The sequence below is a fragment of the Stenotrophomonas sp. C9D9 genome (assembly GCF_056491205.1).
Genome location: NZ_JBSZIF010000004.1, coordinates 632703 through 646199, shown reverse-complemented (window position 1 = coordinate 646199; position 13497 = coordinate 632703). Strand labels below are relative to the sequence as shown.

13 protein-coding genes and 2 pseudogenes are annotated in these 13497 nt (G+C 68.6%); 4 read left to right on the top strand and 11 right to left on the bottom strand.

Annotated features, from left to right (window positions below):
* Both ACXI0D_RS08480 and ACXI0D_RS08475 read right to left on the bottom strand, forming a co-directional pair.
* Positions 1–555 carry a cob(I)yrinic acid a,c-diamide adenosyltransferase gene (locus ACXI0D_RS08480; protein WP_014036041.1) on the bottom strand — a complete coding sequence of 185 codons (555 nt, stop codon included), beginning with the start codon at positions 553–555 and terminating at the stop codon, positions 1–3.
* A gap of 8 nt (positions 556–563) precedes the next feature.
* Complete coding sequence (locus ACXI0D_RS08475) at positions 564–1148, bottom strand: hypothetical protein (protein ID WP_049443648.1); 585 nt, start codon at positions 1146–1148, stop codon at positions 564–566.
* A gap of 108 nt (positions 1149–1256) precedes the next feature.
* Between ACXI0D_RS08475 and ubiH the strand changes: the two genes are divergently transcribed.
* Together ubiH and ACXI0D_RS08465 are read left to right on the top strand one after the other, a co-directional pair.
* Positions 1257–2465 carry a 2-octaprenyl-6-methoxyphenyl hydroxylase gene (gene ubiH, locus ACXI0D_RS08470; RefSeq protein ID WP_049443649.1) on the top strand — a complete coding sequence of 403 codons (1209 nt, stop codon included), beginning with the start codon at positions 1257–1259 and terminating at the stop codon, positions 2463–2465.
* A pseudogene (locus ACXI0D_RS08465) lies at positions 2462–3644 on the top strand (UbiH/UbiF family hydroxylase). The gene ubiH and the pseudogene ACXI0D_RS08465 overlap by 4 nt, the downstream one beginning before the upstream one ends.
* A gap of 148 nt (positions 3645–3792) precedes the next feature.
* Here the strand turns inward: ACXI0D_RS08465 and ACXI0D_RS08460 are convergent.
* The 6 genes from ACXI0D_RS08460 to ACXI0D_RS08435 form a co-directional block, all read right to left on the bottom strand.
* The gene (locus ACXI0D_RS08460; RefSeq protein ID WP_049443652.1) at positions 3793–4191 is read right to left on the bottom strand and encodes an EF-hand domain-containing protein; all 399 of its coding nucleotides are present in this window, start codon (positions 4189–4191) and stop codon (positions 3793–3795) included.
* Between the two features lie 64 nt (positions 4192–4255).
* Positions 4256–5323, bottom strand: coding sequence for a 23S rRNA (cytidine(2498)-2'-O)-methyltransferase RlmM (gene rlmM / locus ACXI0D_RS08455; RefSeq protein WP_049443654.1), 1068 nt, complete (start codon positions 5321–5323; stop codon positions 4256–4258).
* On the bottom strand, positions 5307–5867 hold the full coding sequence (locus tag ACXI0D_RS08450) for a nucleoside deaminase (RefSeq protein WP_004154307.1): 561 nt from the start codon (positions 5865–5867) through the stop codon (positions 5307–5309). The genes rlmM and ACXI0D_RS08450 overlap by 17 nt, the downstream gene beginning before the upstream one ends.
* A gap of 98 nt (positions 5868–5965) precedes the next feature.
* Complete coding sequence (locus ACXI0D_RS08445) at positions 5966–6688, bottom strand: DUF6348 family protein (RefSeq protein WP_049443656.1); 723 nt, start codon at positions 6686–6688, stop codon at positions 5966–5968.
* Between the two features lie 48 nt (positions 6689–6736).
* Positions 6737–7390, bottom strand: a complete 654-nt coding sequence (locus tag ACXI0D_RS08440) for a membrane protein (RefSeq protein ID WP_049443670.1) — start codon at positions 7388–7390, stop codon at positions 6737–6739.
* 43 nt (positions 7391–7433) lie between these two features.
* Positions 7434–9182 (bottom strand): glutamine--tRNA ligase/YqeY domain fusion protein, encoded by a 1749-nt coding sequence (locus tag ACXI0D_RS08435; RefSeq protein WP_479642481.1) that lies wholly within the window; start codon positions 9180–9182, stop codon positions 7434–7436.
* A gap of 259 nt (positions 9183–9441) precedes the next feature.
* On the opposite strand from ACXI0D_RS08435, the gene ACXI0D_RS08430 reads away from it, so the two are divergent.
* Entirely contained in the window at positions 9442–9705 is a 264-nt protein-coding gene (locus tag ACXI0D_RS08430) for a putative signal transducing protein (protein WP_049450145.1), read from the top strand.
* 30 nt (positions 9706–9735) lie between these two features.
* Entirely contained in the window at positions 9736–10401 is a 666-nt protein-coding gene (gene msrA, locus ACXI0D_RS08425; RefSeq protein ID WP_032968772.1) for a peptide-methionine (S)-S-oxide reductase MsrA, read from the top strand.
* A gap of 571 nt (positions 10402–10972) precedes the next feature.
* On the opposite strand, the gene ACXI0D_RS08420 is transcribed toward msrA, so the two are convergent.
* The 3 genes and pseudogenes from ACXI0D_RS08420 to ACXI0D_RS08410 all read right to left on the bottom strand — a co-directional run bounded on the left by ACXI0D_RS08420 (position 10973) and on the right by ACXI0D_RS08410 (position 13468).
* Positions 10973–11929 (bottom strand): transaldolase, encoded by a 957-nt coding sequence (locus ACXI0D_RS08420; RefSeq protein ID WP_479642480.1) that lies wholly within the window; start codon positions 11927–11929, stop codon positions 10973–10975.
* A 52-nt stretch (positions 11930–11981) separates the two neighbouring features.
* Positions 11982–12382 (bottom strand): annotated as a pseudogene (gene rnk, locus ACXI0D_RS08415) (nucleoside diphosphate kinase regulator); the annotation flags it as partial.
* Between the two features lie 123 nt (positions 12383–12505).
* Positions 12506–13468, bottom strand: a complete 963-nt coding sequence (locus ACXI0D_RS08410; RefSeq protein WP_014646003.1) for a LysR substrate-binding domain-containing protein — start codon at positions 13466–13468, stop codon at positions 12506–12508.
* Positions 13469–13497 lie beyond the last annotated feature (29 nt).

The window sequence follows — 13497 nt, the reverse complement described above, 5'->3', positions numbered from 1 at the left end:
TCAGCGCTGGCGCTGCTGTGGTTGCCACAGCGCTTCGCCGTGGCCATCGGCACGGGCCAGCACCCGGGCCAGCACGAACAACAGGTCCGACAGCCGGTTGAGGTACTGCAGCGCCTCGCTGCGCACGGCCTCGTGACGGGCCAGGGTGACCGTCTCGCGCTCGGCGCGGCGGACGATGGTGCGGGCCAGGTGGCAGCGTGCGGCGGCCTCGCCACCGGCCGGCAGGATGAATTCCTTCAACATCGGCAGGCTGGCGTTGTAGTGGTCCAGCTGCTGTTCCAGTGCCGAGACATCGGCGGCGTGGATCGCGGCGTGGCCGGGGATGCACAGTTCGGCGCCCAGGTCGAACAGCTGGTGCTGCAGATGCACCACCAGCGCGCGGACATCCTCGGGCAGCGCCGTGGCCAGCAGCAGGCCGAGCGCGGCATTGGCTTCGTCGACGGTACCGTAGGACGCCACGCGGGCGTCGTCCTTGGCCACGCGCTGGCCGTCGCCAAGGCCGGTACTGCCGTCGTCGCCGGTGCGGGTGTAGATGCGCGAGAGGCGATGACCCATGGCGCGGCTCAGTGGCGGATGTCGCGGCGTGCCTGCTGGAGCTTCAGTACCTGCTCCACGGCCAGCTGCAGGGCGGCGCCGAGCGCCACGTAGATCGCGGTGGTGCGCAGGTACGGCCCGAACCACTGTGCGTAGTTCTGTGCCCAGCCGGCCAGGGTCGGTTCGGCCACGTTGCGGCTGGTCCAGTAGAAGCCGCCCTGCGCCAGCAGGTGGCAGACCGCCACCGAGGCCACCAGCAGCAGCGCGCCCTTGGCCAGCACCGGCCAGCGTGCCCCCTGGTAGTTGCGGCCCAGCAGCATGCCGCCGGCCCACAGCGAGAAGTAGGCCGGCAGCAGCAGCCAGTAGCCCGGCGACACGCAGTAGTGCTGCCAGAAATCCAGGCCGCTGCTGCGGATCACGATCCAGTCCACCAGCACCGCGAACACCATCAGCAGCGGGAACGCCCAGCGGGTCCAGCCGGCCAGGTAGAAGCCACCGATGAAGAACACCGCCCAGGAGGCATCGGGGATTGCCGCGAAGTGGTTGACCCGGGTCGTCGCCAGCAACAGCACGAGTACGGACAGGACGAAGGCACGGTTGGCGGTGGCGGACATGGCAGCGGGCCCGGAGCGGATTCAGGTTTCATTCTAGCCCGCCACGCCGGTTGGCGCAGGTCGGGGGCGTTGGGTGTTCGGGCGGGGCGAGCGCGTATCATGAACACCATGAGTGAACGACATGACGTGCTGATCGTCGGTGGCGGCCTGGTCGGTGCCAGCCTGGCCATCGCCCTGGACCGGCTGGGCCGCGATGTGGGCCTGCTCGAAGCCAGCCCGGCCGGCGAGCTGCCGGCGGTGTTCGACCAGCGCAACCTCAGTTTCGCTGCGGCTACCGTCAACGCGCTGACCGCGCTGGGGGTCATGCAGAAGCTGGCGATGGCGCCGGGCCCGATCCGTCGCATCCACGTCAGCCGCGCCGGTGATTTCGGCCGCGTGCAGCTGGAGGCGGCCGACTACGACCGGCCGTGGTTCGGCCAGGTGGTGGTGGCGCGTGACTTCGGCCAGGCGCTGGAAGCGCGCCTGCAGGAGCTGCCGCAGCTGCGCCGTTACCGGCCGATGCGGTTCCTGGGCCTGGGCGAGGTGGTCGACGGCTACCGCCAGGTGCGGGTGGCCGACGAGACCGGCGAGCGCGTGCTGCTGGCACGGCTGGTGGTCGGTGCCGATGGCACGACCAGCGGTGTGCGCGGCGCACTGGGCATCGAGGTCGACCGGCATGATTTCCAGCAGACCCTGTTCGTGGCCCGCGTGCGCAGCCAGCGCGCGCCGGATGGCACGGCCTGGGAGCGCTTCACCGATACCGGGCCGACCGCCCTGCTGCCGCGCGGCGACCGCCACTTCGGCACCGTGCATGGCGTGGCGCGCGACCAGGCCGATGCGGTGATGGCGCTGGACGACGCGGCCTGGCTGCAGCGGCTGCAGGATGCGATCGGCTGGCGTGCCGGCCGCCTGCTCGAATCCGGCCCACGCAGCGCTTACCCGCTCATCCAGGTGCTGGCGCGCGCGCTGGCCGGTGAACGCACGGTGCTGCTGGGCAATGCCGCGCAGACCATCCATCCGCTGGGTGCGCAGGGCTTCAACCTGGGCCTGCGCGATGCGCTGACCCTGGCCGAGCTGCTGGAGGATGCGCATGAGGATGCCGGCAGCGATGCGCTGCTGCAGGCCTATGTCGCTCGCCGCCAGGAAGACCGCCGGCAGACGGTGGCGTTCTCGGGTGGCCTGGCACGCCTGACCAGCAACCCGGCACCGCTGATGCGGCCGCTGCGCAGCCTCGGCCTGGTGGCCGCACAACGCGCCTCGGTGCAGTCGATGCTGGTTGGTGGTGCGATGGGCTTCCGTGGTGAAGTGCCGCGCCTGTGCCGTGGAGAAGCCGCATGAGCCGGCGCACGCGCCTGGACGTGGCCATTGTCGGTGGCGGCGTGGTCGGTGCCGCCTGTGCGCTGGCGCTGGCCGATGCCGGCTTGTCGGTTGCGCTGGTGGAGGGCCGCGAACCGGCACCGTGGCAGGCCGCGCAGCCGGACCTGCGGGTGTTCGCCTTCGCCGCCGACAACGTGCAGCTGTTGAACCGCCTGGGGGTGCTGGCCGGCCATCGCGCAGGCCCGCGCGTGGCCCTACCGGCGCATGCAGGTATGGGATGCGGCCGGTGGCGAGGATCTGCTGTTCGACGCTGACCGCTTCGGTCGGCGTGAGCTGGGCTACATCGTCGAGAACGGCCTGCTGCAGGATCGCCTGTGGTCGGCGCTGCCGGCGGCGGGCGTGCAGCTGCATTGCCCGGCACGGGTGGAAGCGCTGGAGCAGGACGAGGATGGCGTGCGCCTGCGGCTGGATGACGGGCGCCGCCTGGAAGCGGCGCTGGCCGTGGCCGCCGACGGCGCCGAATCTACCCTGCGCCAGCTGGCCGGGATCGAGGTCGAGCGCCATGACTACCACCAGCGTGGCGTGGTGGCCTACGTGGACAGTGAGCTGCCGAACCAGGCCACGGCCTGGCAGCGCTTCCTGCCGAGCGGACCGCTGGCGTTGCTGCCGGTGGCCGAGCGCCGCAGTTCGATCGTCTGGACCCTGCCCGAAGATGAAGCGGCTCGCGTGCTGGCGTTGGACGAAGATGCGTTCAACCGCGAACTGACCCGCGCCTTCGCGGCGCGCCTGGGTGAGCTGCGGCTGGCGTCACCGCGTGCGGCCTTCCCGCTGCGTCGCCAACTGGCCCGTCACTACGTGGCCGGCCGCGTGCTGGCGCTAGGTGATGCTGCGCATGTGGTGCATCCGCTGGCCGGGCAGGGCGTGAACCTGGGCCTGCGCGATGTCGCCGCCCTGCAGCAGTGGCTGGCGCCGTCGGCCGAACGCCGCGGCCAGCCGCGGCTGTCGCCGCAGCGCCTGCAGCGCTGGGCACGCGAACGGCGCAGCGACAACCAGATCGCCGCCTACAGCTTCGATGCGATCAACCGCCTGTTCTCCAACGACGAAATGCACCTGACCCTGGCCCGCGGCCGCGCACTGGGCTGCGTCGGCAGATGGCCGCCGCTGGTGCAGGCGTTCTGGAAGCGCGCCGCCGGCGTCTGACCGGAATACAGACCGCTCTGGTAGGTGCCAACCTTGGTTGGCACGCCTCCGACATTGTGCCAACCAAGGTTGGCACCCACCGAGCGCGGGTCGTGTGCCCGGCGTCAGTAGATCCACGCCATGCGTGGATGAAGATCGCGACGGCGGATCAATCAACCAGCCAACCGGCCAGGTCGGCACGGTCCAGCTTGCCGCGGTGCCTGCGATCCAGTGAATTGAATTCATCGGCCAGTGCCGGGTTGGCCTGTGCTTCCTGGCGGCTGATGAAGCCATCGCCGTTCACGTCGAGGTCGCTGAAGCGGATGCGGTACTGGCCGATCACGCTGCTCGGCTCCAGCGAGCGAACGGTGACGTGTGCTTCGCCGGCGGGCTGCGGAATGTCGACGCTGCCGGTGACCTGGCCGGCGCCCAGCGGCTGCTGGCGGATGGCACCGCCGGTCGGGCCCAGCGGCTGGCTCTGCGCCGGTGTGGACGGGCCGTGCTGGGCCATGGCCGGCACGGCTGCCAGCAGGGTGGCCAACAGCAGGGCGGAACGCGGAATGTTCATGACAGGCTCCTTGCCAGAGGGTACCGGGAGCGTACTCCCGGCAACCTGTGCCGCCGATGACGGGTCAGCGCAGCGGCGAAGCCAATACGGTGATCTCTTCACGATCGTGATAGAGCTGCTTGGCGCGGACCACCAGTGGCTTGCCGGCCTGGTCCTGGAACAGGTCCAGGCACAGCCGGGTTTCGTCCCAGCGCTTCTTCATCGGCAGTTTCAGATTGAAGATCGCATGCCGGCACCAGCCTTCGCGGAACCAGGTGGCCATGCGCTCGGCCACGCGGCGCGGCTGCTCGACCATGTCGCAGACCATCCAGTCCAGCGGCTGTTCCGGATGCCAGTGGAAGCCATCGGCGCGCAGGTGCTCGACCAGGCCGGTATCCAGCACATGCTGGCGCAGCGGCCCGTTGTCGATGCTCAGCACGTGCATGTGCTGGCGGGTCAGCACCCAGGTCCAGCCACCCGGTGCAGCGCCGAGGTCGGCCGCGCGCATGCCCGGCCTGGCCAGCGTCTCGCGCTCTTCCGGCGTCAGCAGGGTCAGCAACGCTTCGTCCAGCTTCAGCGCCGAACGCGAAGGTGCTTCGGGCAGCAGCTTCAGGCGCGGGATGCCCAGTGCCCACGGCGCGCTGTCTGCCGGGTCGGCCACGCAGACGAAGGCATGGGTACCGTCGACGAACACCACGTGCAGGCGTGGCAGGCGGTTGTTCGGCTTGTCGCTGAGCTTGCCTGCCTTGCGCAGCGCTGGGCGCAGCGCGTTGCCGAAGGCGCGCGCCAGACCGGACAACGGTTTGCCGGCCTCCGAATCGGGGTGCTCCACCCACAGGTCACCGAAGCGCGGCGCATCGGCCAGCACCTCCAGCATCGGGGTGATGCGGTCGGCCGGATCCAGCTGCGGCAGCTCGGCCAGCACCACCAGTTTCTGCCGCGCGAAGATCAGCTCGCGCCAGCGCAGGCGCGGCGCCAGGGCAGCCGCTTCGTCGCACATGAAAAGCACATAGCCGTCATTGCGTTGGGTGCGCGCGTAGCCGGCGAAACCGGCTTCACCGGCGCGGAACTGCAGTTCGCCGGCCAGCTCGGGCTCGAAGCCCTGCCGGCACAGGCACAGCAGGCCGATGCCGGCCTCAGTAACGGGCGCCATCGCTTTCCCCATAGGCACGCAGCACGCTGCGTGCGGCGTCGCGGTTCAGGCCCTGCACCACTTCGATGCCGCGCTTGTTGAGTTCGCCCACCCAGTCGGCCGGCAGCGGGCCTTCATCGAACGGGGTCAGTTCCTCGACGTCGGCCGAGTTGGCACCGATCAGCAGGCGGTCGATGCCGGCCCACACGGTGGCGCCGTAGCACTGGCAGCACGGCTGCGAGCTGGTGGCTAGGGTGACCGGCGACAGCACTGCGTTCAGGCGCGGCGTCTGCAGGCGCTGCTGGGCCAGCATGTAGGCCATGTTCTCGGCGTGCGCCAGCGAGGTCGCGTGCGGCATCACCCGGTTCACGCCGGCGGCGATGACCTTGTCATCCGGGCCGAACACCACCGCGCCGAAAGGGCCGCCACTGGCGTGTTCGACATTCAGCCGCGACAGCTCGATCGCCAGCGCGACCTTGGCCTCATCGCCCGGATATCGACGATCCAGGTCGATCTGGTCGTGGATCCAGGCGGGAAGGGTCAGGTGGACTTGCGCGTACAGCATCGCGGGGGTGCCTCGTAATGGGATGGAAGAAGGTGCGGTTGCTTGGGAAACCGGCGCGCAGTGTAGCTGCACCGGCCTGTATCGGGTGTGGCGGTGGGTTAGTCCGGCGAGCCGGTGCGGATCACCACGTACTGCTTGCGGAACTCGAGCCCGGCCTGCGGCCAGCTGGCGGCATAGGCGCGCAGCAGGGGCAGGGCGGCGGCAAAGTCGTGACCGTTGACCCGGCAATCGGCCTCGCACAGGCCCTCGGCATCGCGCGAGGCGAACAGGCGGATGGCGAGGAACTGGCGGGCTTTCAGCAGCTCATCGAAGGCCTCCATGCTGCGCGTGAACAGGCAGCAGGGGCAGGAGCCGTGGTCGTCCTCGCTGCAGGTGGATGCATCCACTTCCTGCGCACGGTAGTGCGCCAACGGCCCCAGCACCACGGTGCGCTGATGTTCCTCGCCATCGTCACCGGCCGGATAGGTCAGGCCCATCATCGGCAGGCCCTGTGCATCTTCGGCGCCGATCGCGGTCTGCAGGGTCGCCAGGTCCACCCGCACCCAGGCCTGGAAGCCGGACAACAGCGACGCCTGCTCATCGGCACCGTTGGCGTGCTGGTACTCGAACAGGCCATCGGCGAACAACACCGGATGTTGGGCCTCGATGACGGTGGAGGTCTGCCAGCCGCCGTTGTCGCGCGCGTGCGCGGCCATCGCATGCGGGGTCAGGCGCAGGCCGCTGTCCAGCAGCAGCGCGCCACCGTCGGCGCGGCTGGCGATGCTGGCGCCCTGCAGGACCTGCTGCAGCAGCGGGAGGAGGGCGGTGGAGGTCGTGGTCATGTCAGGCCTGTGGATGGATGGGGCGGAACATCCAGGCAGGGCCTGGAACTAGCGCTCGAGCGCGTCGAGTTCGGCGCGATATCGCTGCGCGTCGGGCTGCTGCTGCGGATCGTTGCCGTGGTCGCGCAGCCAGGTTTCCAGCTCGCGGCGATAGTCCGCGCGGAAATCGGCATTGCCGGGGCTGAAGTGCAGCTTGCGCGCCGCTACCTCCACGCGCTCGCGCGCGCTGGCACGGGCCTGGGCGATGCCGTGCGGAGATTCGTTGGTGAGGATGACGAAGTTGCGCGCGAAGCCCGGCGTGTACTTCACCACGAATGGCTGGTCGCGCGCCGGGATGCGGATGGCGTTTTCCAGCGGCCACAGCGAGGCGGTGTTGGTGTGGAACACCACTTCCACATCGCGGCCCTCGGCCGTGCGCAGCACCGCTTCGTACCGCCAGATGTACTGCTCGTTGAGCGTCGAGCTGGTCCGCTCCGACTTCACGATCACCGCTTCACCGCGTTCGCCCACCACGTTGAGGAAGGTAGCGTTGAGGAAGTGGCCGAGGAACATGTTGAGCATCGCCAGCGGGAACACCACGATGGCGTAGCCCGGAAAGCGCCGCCACCACGAGACCAGCCCGGCCAGCACCATCGCTGCAAAGAACGTCAGCAGCGGATGCTGCGAGATGAACCAGAGCAGGGCGGAGAGGGCGGTGATCATCATCGGGGGCGTGCGGGCGCCATGCTGGCGCCCGCGCAGGTCCTCAGGCCGACCAGGTGTCGCGCAGGGTCACGCTGCGGTTGAACACCGGCTTGGCCTCGGTGTGGTCGCGGCGGTCGGCGACGAAGTAGCCGGTGCGCTCGAACTGGAACGACTGCTCCGGGGCGGCGCTGGCCGCGGCCGGCTCGACATAGCCGGTGACGGTGCGGCGCGATTCCGGATTGAGGTAGTCACGGTAGGTCTTGCCTTCCGATTCGTCGTCCGGGTTCGGCACCGAGAACAGGCGGTCGTACAGGCGGATCTCGGCCGGCACGCCATGCACGGCGCTGACCCAGTGGATGGTGCCCTTGACCTTGCGGTTGGCGCCTTCCATGCCCGGACGCGATTCCGGATCCAGCCAGCCGCGCAGCTCGGTGATGGTGCCGTCGGCGTCCTTGATCACTTCGTCGCAGCGGATGATGCCGGCGCCGCGCAGGCGCACTTCGCCACCCGGCACCAGGCGCTTCCAGCCCTTCGGCGGCACTTCGGCGAAGTCCTCGCGGTCGATCCACACTTCGCGTGCGAACGGCACTTCGCGGCTGCCGAAGCTCTCGTCCTTCGGGTGGTTGCTGAAGGTCAGCTGTTCTTCGTGGCCTTCCGGCAGGTTGGTCAGCACCAGCTTGACCGGGTCGACCACGGCCATGCGGCGCGGTGCAGCGCTGTCCAGGTCTTCGCGCAGCGCGCCTTCCAGCACGCTGAAATCGATCAGCGAATTCTGCTTGCTGATGCCCACGCGCTCGGCGAACAGGCGCATCGCGGCCGGGGTGTAACCACGTCGACGCAGGCCCTGCAGGGTCGGCATGCGCGGGTCTTCCCAGCCGTCCACCAGCTGCTCGGTGACCAGTGCCATCAGCTTGCGCTTGCTCATCACCGTGTAGTTGATGTTCAGGCGCGAGAACTCGATCTGGCGCGGCTTGGCCGCTTCGCGCGGCAGGCCGGCGTCGACCAGCGGCTGTGTCAGCGCGTCGTCGTGGGCGAAATCGACGTTGTCCACGCACCAGTCGTACAGCGGGCGGTGGTCTTCGAACTCCAGCGTGCACAGCGAGTGGGTGATGCCCTCGATCGAATCACCCAGCGCGTGGGCGAAGTCGTACATCGGGTAGATCGGCCACGCGTTGCCGGTGTTCTGGTGCTCGACGTGCTTGATGCGGTACAGCGCCGGATCGCGCAGGTTGATGTTGCCGCTGGCCATGTCGATCTTCGCGCGCAGGGTGCGCGCGCCATCCGGGAACTCACCGGCACGCATGCGGCGGAACAGATCGAGGTTTTCCTCGACGCTGCGGTCGCGCCACGGCGACGGGCGGCCCGGCTCGGTGAGGGTGCCGCGGTAGGCGCGCACTTCCTCGGCCGACAGGTCGCAGACATAGGCCTTGCCCTGTTCGATCAGCTTCTCGGCGGCCAGGTAATAGGCCCGGAAGTAGTCCGAAGCATGGCGCAGCTCGTTCCACTCGAAGCCCAGCCAGCGCACGTCGTCCTGGATCGCGGCCACGTATTCCGGGTCTTCCTTGGCCGGGTTGGTGTCGTCGAAGCGCAGGTTGCAGACGCCGCTGAATTCGCCGGCGATGCCGAAGTTCAGGCAGATCGACTTGGCATGGCCGATGTGCAGGTAGCCGTTCGGCTCCGGCGGGAAGCGGGTCTTGATCGCCTGGTGCTTTCCGCTGGCCAGGTCCTCGCGCACGATCTGGCGGATGAAATCGCGCTTCTCGTGGCTGTCGGCGGGGGTCTCGGGGCTGGCGGGGGTGTGCTCGGACATGAGTCTGGGGCGAAAAAGGGCAGAAAGACCAACAGTCTAGCGCGTACGGGGCAGGGCTGCCCGGTGGGGTGTGGGGATGCCGGCCCGCGGCCGGCACTACCCAACTGCACGGCGATCCACATTCCGCCGGCCCGCTGCCGGCGCTACCGGAAGGTGGATGGGTAGTGCCGGCCGCTGGCCGGCAGAACGGTCATGCGCCGTCAGCACCACCATTCAGCCCCCGGGCGTATGCTGGAACCCTGTCCCACGGAGCCACCACATGCACATCGTGTACAAGGCCGACAACCTGTTCGACGCCCACCTGGTCAAGCACGCGCTGGAAGATGCCGGCATCCCGGCCTTCGTGTTTGGCGAGCAGCTGCTGGGCGGCATGGGCGAGCTGCCGCTGTTCGGTGTGCTGCGGGTGGGAATCCCCGAAGCGGCACGCCCGCAGGCCGAGGACATCGTGGCGGCGCTGGACTTGGGCCACGCGCCGGACGCCCCCATTTCAGATGCAGACGACATAGCCGGACGTCCGGCGTAGGAGCGCATCATGTTGGGAATTGGCCAGGGCATCCTCGGCATCGGCGCCTTCAAGCAGCGCCTGCCGCGCCCGGAAGAGGCGCTGCCGGGGCGTGACCAGCCGCTGCCGCTGCACAGCAACCAGCACTTCGTGAACAGCCATCCGCTGAAGGACCGTTTTGCCGGCCTGCAGCAGATCCGTTTCGCGCTGGGCTGCTTCTGGGGCGCCGAGCGCAAGTTCTGGACCGAACCGGGCGTGTACAGCACCTCGGTGGGCTATGCCGGGGGCATCACTCCGAACCCGACCTATGAAGAGGTCTGCTCGGGGCTGACCGGCCACACCGAAGTGGTGCAGGTGGTGTTCGACCCGGCGGTGGTAAGCCTGGAGCGGCTGCTGCAGCTGTTCTGGGAAAGCCACGACCCGACCCAGGGCATGCGCCAGGGCAACGACACCGGCACCCAGTACCGCTCGGCGATCCACGCCACCGACGAGGCACAGTACGCCGCTGCGCTGGCCAGCCGCGAGGCCTATCAGGCCCAGCTGGATGCGGCCGGCTACGGCCCGATCACCACCGAGATCGTGTACCCGGCACCGGCGTACTACTACGCCGAGGACTATCACCAGCAGTACCTGGCGAAGAATCCGAACGGCTACTGCGGTATCGGCGGCACCGGCGTGAGCTGCCCGATCGGGTTGGATGTGGAGGCGCCGCGCTGACGCGCGGTGGTCCGCCTGCGGCGGGCAGAAGCTGAAAGCAACTGCCAAAGCCAAAGCGGCTCTGGGTTGCTGATGGTTTGGCGGGACGGGGGCGGCTGGCAGGACACGCCGTAAACCCATCCATGGGGGCTCGATGGCGCCATCCATGGCGCCAACGGTCCTGCCAGCCGCCCCCGTCCCACCTTCGAAAGTTTCCCGGTGACGGTGGGAAAGAGCATTGGGTTACTGACGAACTGTTGGAAAACAAAAAGGACGCGGCCTTCGCCGCGTCCTTTTTGTTTGGTCCTGCAGTGCTTTCTGTAGAGCGGAGCGATGCTCCGCTCCGAGCAAGCGAAGCGCGCGACCCGCTGTTGCTCTTCTTTCTTTCTTCCGTGGCGGGCGGCCGCCGGAAACTGTCGAAGGCAGGGTGGGTAGGCCGTGCAGGGGCGTGAGCCGCATGGATGCGGCGACCGAGCTTACATGGACGTACTTGCAGCGTCCCCTGCACGGCCTACCCACCCTGCCAACCGCATGACCCGCTCTTCGCGACCAAGCCCCCCGCCACGAGGGGCTCAGCCGTTGGCCGGAATCCTCACAGTTCCGAACGAATGCGCGCGCGCAGTGCTTCCAGATCCTTGGCAAACGCATCGATACCGGTCGCCAGCTTCTCGGTCGCCATCGGATCGGCCGCCAGGTCGGCTGCGAACTTCGCCGCATCGATCGGGGTCACCGCCACGCCATCCGCCGCACCGGCCACCAGCTTGCGCGGCAGCTCGCCGTGGTCGGCGTCCAGCTTCTCCAGCAGGTCCGGCGAAATCGTCAGGCGGTCGCAGCCGGCCAGCGCTTCGATCTGCGCGGTCGAACGGAACGAGGCGCCCATCACCACCGTCGGCGAACCACGGCGCTTGAATTCGGCGTACACGCCGCGCACGAACTTCACGCCCGGGTCTTCGTCGATGCTGGCCGGGGTCTGGCCGTTGGCCACGTACCAATCGAGGATGCGGCCGACCAACGGCGAGATCAGGAACGCGCCGGCTTCGCTGCAGGCCAGGGCCTGGGTCGGGTTGAAGATCAGGGTCAGGTTGCAGTCGATGCCCTCGGCCTGCAGGATGCGCGCCGCTTCCACGCCTTCCCAGGTCGCGGCGATCTTGATCAGGATCTTCTCGCGGGGCACGCCGGCATCGGCGTACATCTGGATGAACTGGCGGGCCTTGGCCACGGTGGCGGCGGTGTCGTGGGCCTGGTCGGCATCCACTTCGGTGGACACGCGGCCCGGCACCAGCGTGCTCAGCAGCGCGCCGACGCCGATGGTCAGGCGGTCGGCCACGGCGTGCACCACGGCTTCGCGGTCGCCCGTCTGCTGGCGGCCCCAAGCCAGTTCGCGTTCGATCAGCTCGGCGTAGACCGGCAGGTCCAGCGCCTTCTTCACCAGGGTCGGGTTGGTGGTGCAGTCCACCGGCTGCAGGCGCTTGATCGCCTCGTAGTCACCGGTATCGGCAACGACCACGGACAGTTCGCGCAGCTGGGACAGTTTGGACGGGGTACTCATTACGGCTCCTGGTGCAGGGGGATCGAATCGCGCGCGGTGCGCAGCGGTAATCAGGGTGGTCGTTGTGGACCGCGGTCACGCGCAGGCGCAGCTTGCGGCCGCCGGGCGCGTTCCAGTCGATGCTCTGGCCGATGGCCAGGCCCAGCAGGGCACTGCCGACCGGGGCCAGCACGGACACCTTGCCTTCATCGACGTTGGCTTCGCGGGGAAGACCAGGGTCAGGACGTGTTTCTCGCCCGACACTTCATCTTCGCACTCCACGCGCGAATGCATCATGACGATGCCTTCGGGAATCTGGTCCGGCGCCAGCACGGTGGCCCGGTTGAGTTCTTCAGCAAGCGCGAGCGCGGCAGGCGTCTGGCTCAGCGCAGGGGATTCGAGCATGGCATCCAGGCGGTCCATGTCGAAGGTGGAAACGGTGATCGACGGCGGCAGGCCGCTGGCGGTGTTCATGGTGAAGCTCCTTGGTTGAAAGCCATGCAAAAGGCGGCACCTGCTGGCGCCGCCTGTCTGTATTGTGGGAGACAATGCGGCCGGAATCGACTCCTGCCGATTCCGGGCCGGTACTGCGGGGGCTCAGCCGTTCAGCGCGGGGCCGGGCAGGGCCGGTGCATCGCTGCCGGCATCGAGCGCCTCCAGCGTGAACAGCGCCTGCGGCAGGCGCTTGAACTGGTCGGCCAGCTCCATCAGGAAGTCGTTCATGGCCGAGCTGCGGCGCCAGATCATGGCGATGCGGCGGCTGGGACGGCCTTCGCCGGTGAAGTCGAGCAGGCGGATGTTGTTCGAGCGCGGCACCGGCGGCTGCACCGACAGGCTCGGCAGCAGGGTGATGCCGACGTCGGCGGCGACCATCTGCCGCAGCGTTTCCAGGCTGGTGGCGCGGAACTCGGACTTCTCGTTGGCGCCGAACAGGCGGCAGACTTCCAGCGCCTGGTCGCGCAGGCAATGGCCGTCTTCCAGCAGCAGCAGCTTCTGCGTGGCCAGTTCCTGCACGTCCAGGTGTTCGCGGCGGGCCAGCGGATGGCGCCCGGACACGGCCAGCAGGAACGGTTCCTCGAACAGGAATTCGGCATGCAGCTGGTCGTCGATCACCGGCAGGGCCAGCAGCGCGGCGTCGAGCTTGCCTTCGCGCAGGCGATCCAGCAGCACGTCGCTCTTTTCCTCGACCAGCAGCAGTTCCAGCTCCGGGAAGCGCTCGCGGATGCGCGGGATCACATGCGGCAGCAGGTACGGGCCGAGGGTCGGGAAGATCCCCAGGCGCACCGTACCGGCTTCCGGATCGCGGCTGCGTCGCGCCGCTTCCTTCAGCTGTTCCACTTCGGACACGATCACCCGTGCCCGTGCCGCCGCTTCCTGGCCGGCCGGGGTCAGCATCACCTTGCGCGGTGCGCGTTCCACCAGCGGCAGGCCCAGCTCTTCTTCCAGCTTGCGGATCTGCGTCGACAGCGTGGGCTGGCTGACGAAGCAGGAGGCGGCAGCCCGGCCGAAATGCTTGTGGTCGGCCAGGGCTACCAGGTACTTCAGATCACGTAGGTTCATCCTTACACCCCAGGGGTAACGGACCGGCT

Bases quoted from the DNA above. Each gene is read 5' to 3' on its own strand.
- ACXI0D_RS08480 (WP_014036041.1), bottom strand. From the start codon at position 555: ATGGGTCATCGCCTCTCGCGCATCTACACCCGCACCGGCGACGACGGC.
- ACXI0D_RS08475 (WP_049443648.1), bottom strand. From the start codon at position 1,148: ATGTCCGCCACCGCCAACCGTGCCTTCGTCCTGTCCGTACTCGTGCTG.
- ubiH (WP_049443649.1), top strand. From the start codon at position 1,257: ATGAGTGAACGACATGACGTGCTGATCGTCGGTGGCGGCCTGGTCGGT.
- ACXI0D_RS08460 (WP_049443652.1), bottom strand. From the start codon at position 4,191: ATGAACATTCCGCGTTCCGCCCTGCTGTTGGCCACCCTGCTGGCAGCC.
- rlmM (WP_049443654.1), bottom strand. From the start codon at position 5,323: ATGGCGCCCGTTACTGAGGCCGGCATCGGCCTGCTGTGCCTGTGCCGG.
- ACXI0D_RS08450 (WP_004154307.1), bottom strand. From the start codon at position 5,867: ATGCTGTACGCGCAAGTCCACCTGACCCTTCCCGCCTGGATCCACGAC.
- ACXI0D_RS08445 (WP_049443656.1), bottom strand. From the start codon at position 6,688: ATGACCACGACCTCCACCGCCCTCCTCCCGCTGCTGCAGCAGGTCCTG.
- ACXI0D_RS08440 (WP_049443670.1), bottom strand. From the start codon at position 7,390: ATGATCACCGCCCTCTCCGCCCTGCTCTGGTTCATCTCGCAGCATCCG.
- ACXI0D_RS08435 (WP_479642481.1), bottom strand. From the start codon at position 9,182: ATGTCCGAGCACACCCCCGCCAGCCCCGAGACCCCCGCCGACAGCCAC.
- ACXI0D_RS08430 (WP_049450145.1), top strand. From the start codon at position 9,442: ATGCACATCGTGTACAAGGCCGACAACCTGTTCGACGCCCACCTGGTC.
- ACXI0D_RS08420 (WP_479642480.1), bottom strand. From the start codon at position 11,929: ATGAGTACCCCGTCCAAACTGTCCCAGCTGCGCGAACTGTCCGTGGTC.
- ACXI0D_RS08410 (WP_014646003.1), bottom strand. From the start codon at position 13,468: ATGAACCTACGTGATCTGAAGTACCTGGTAGCCCTGGCCGACCACAAG.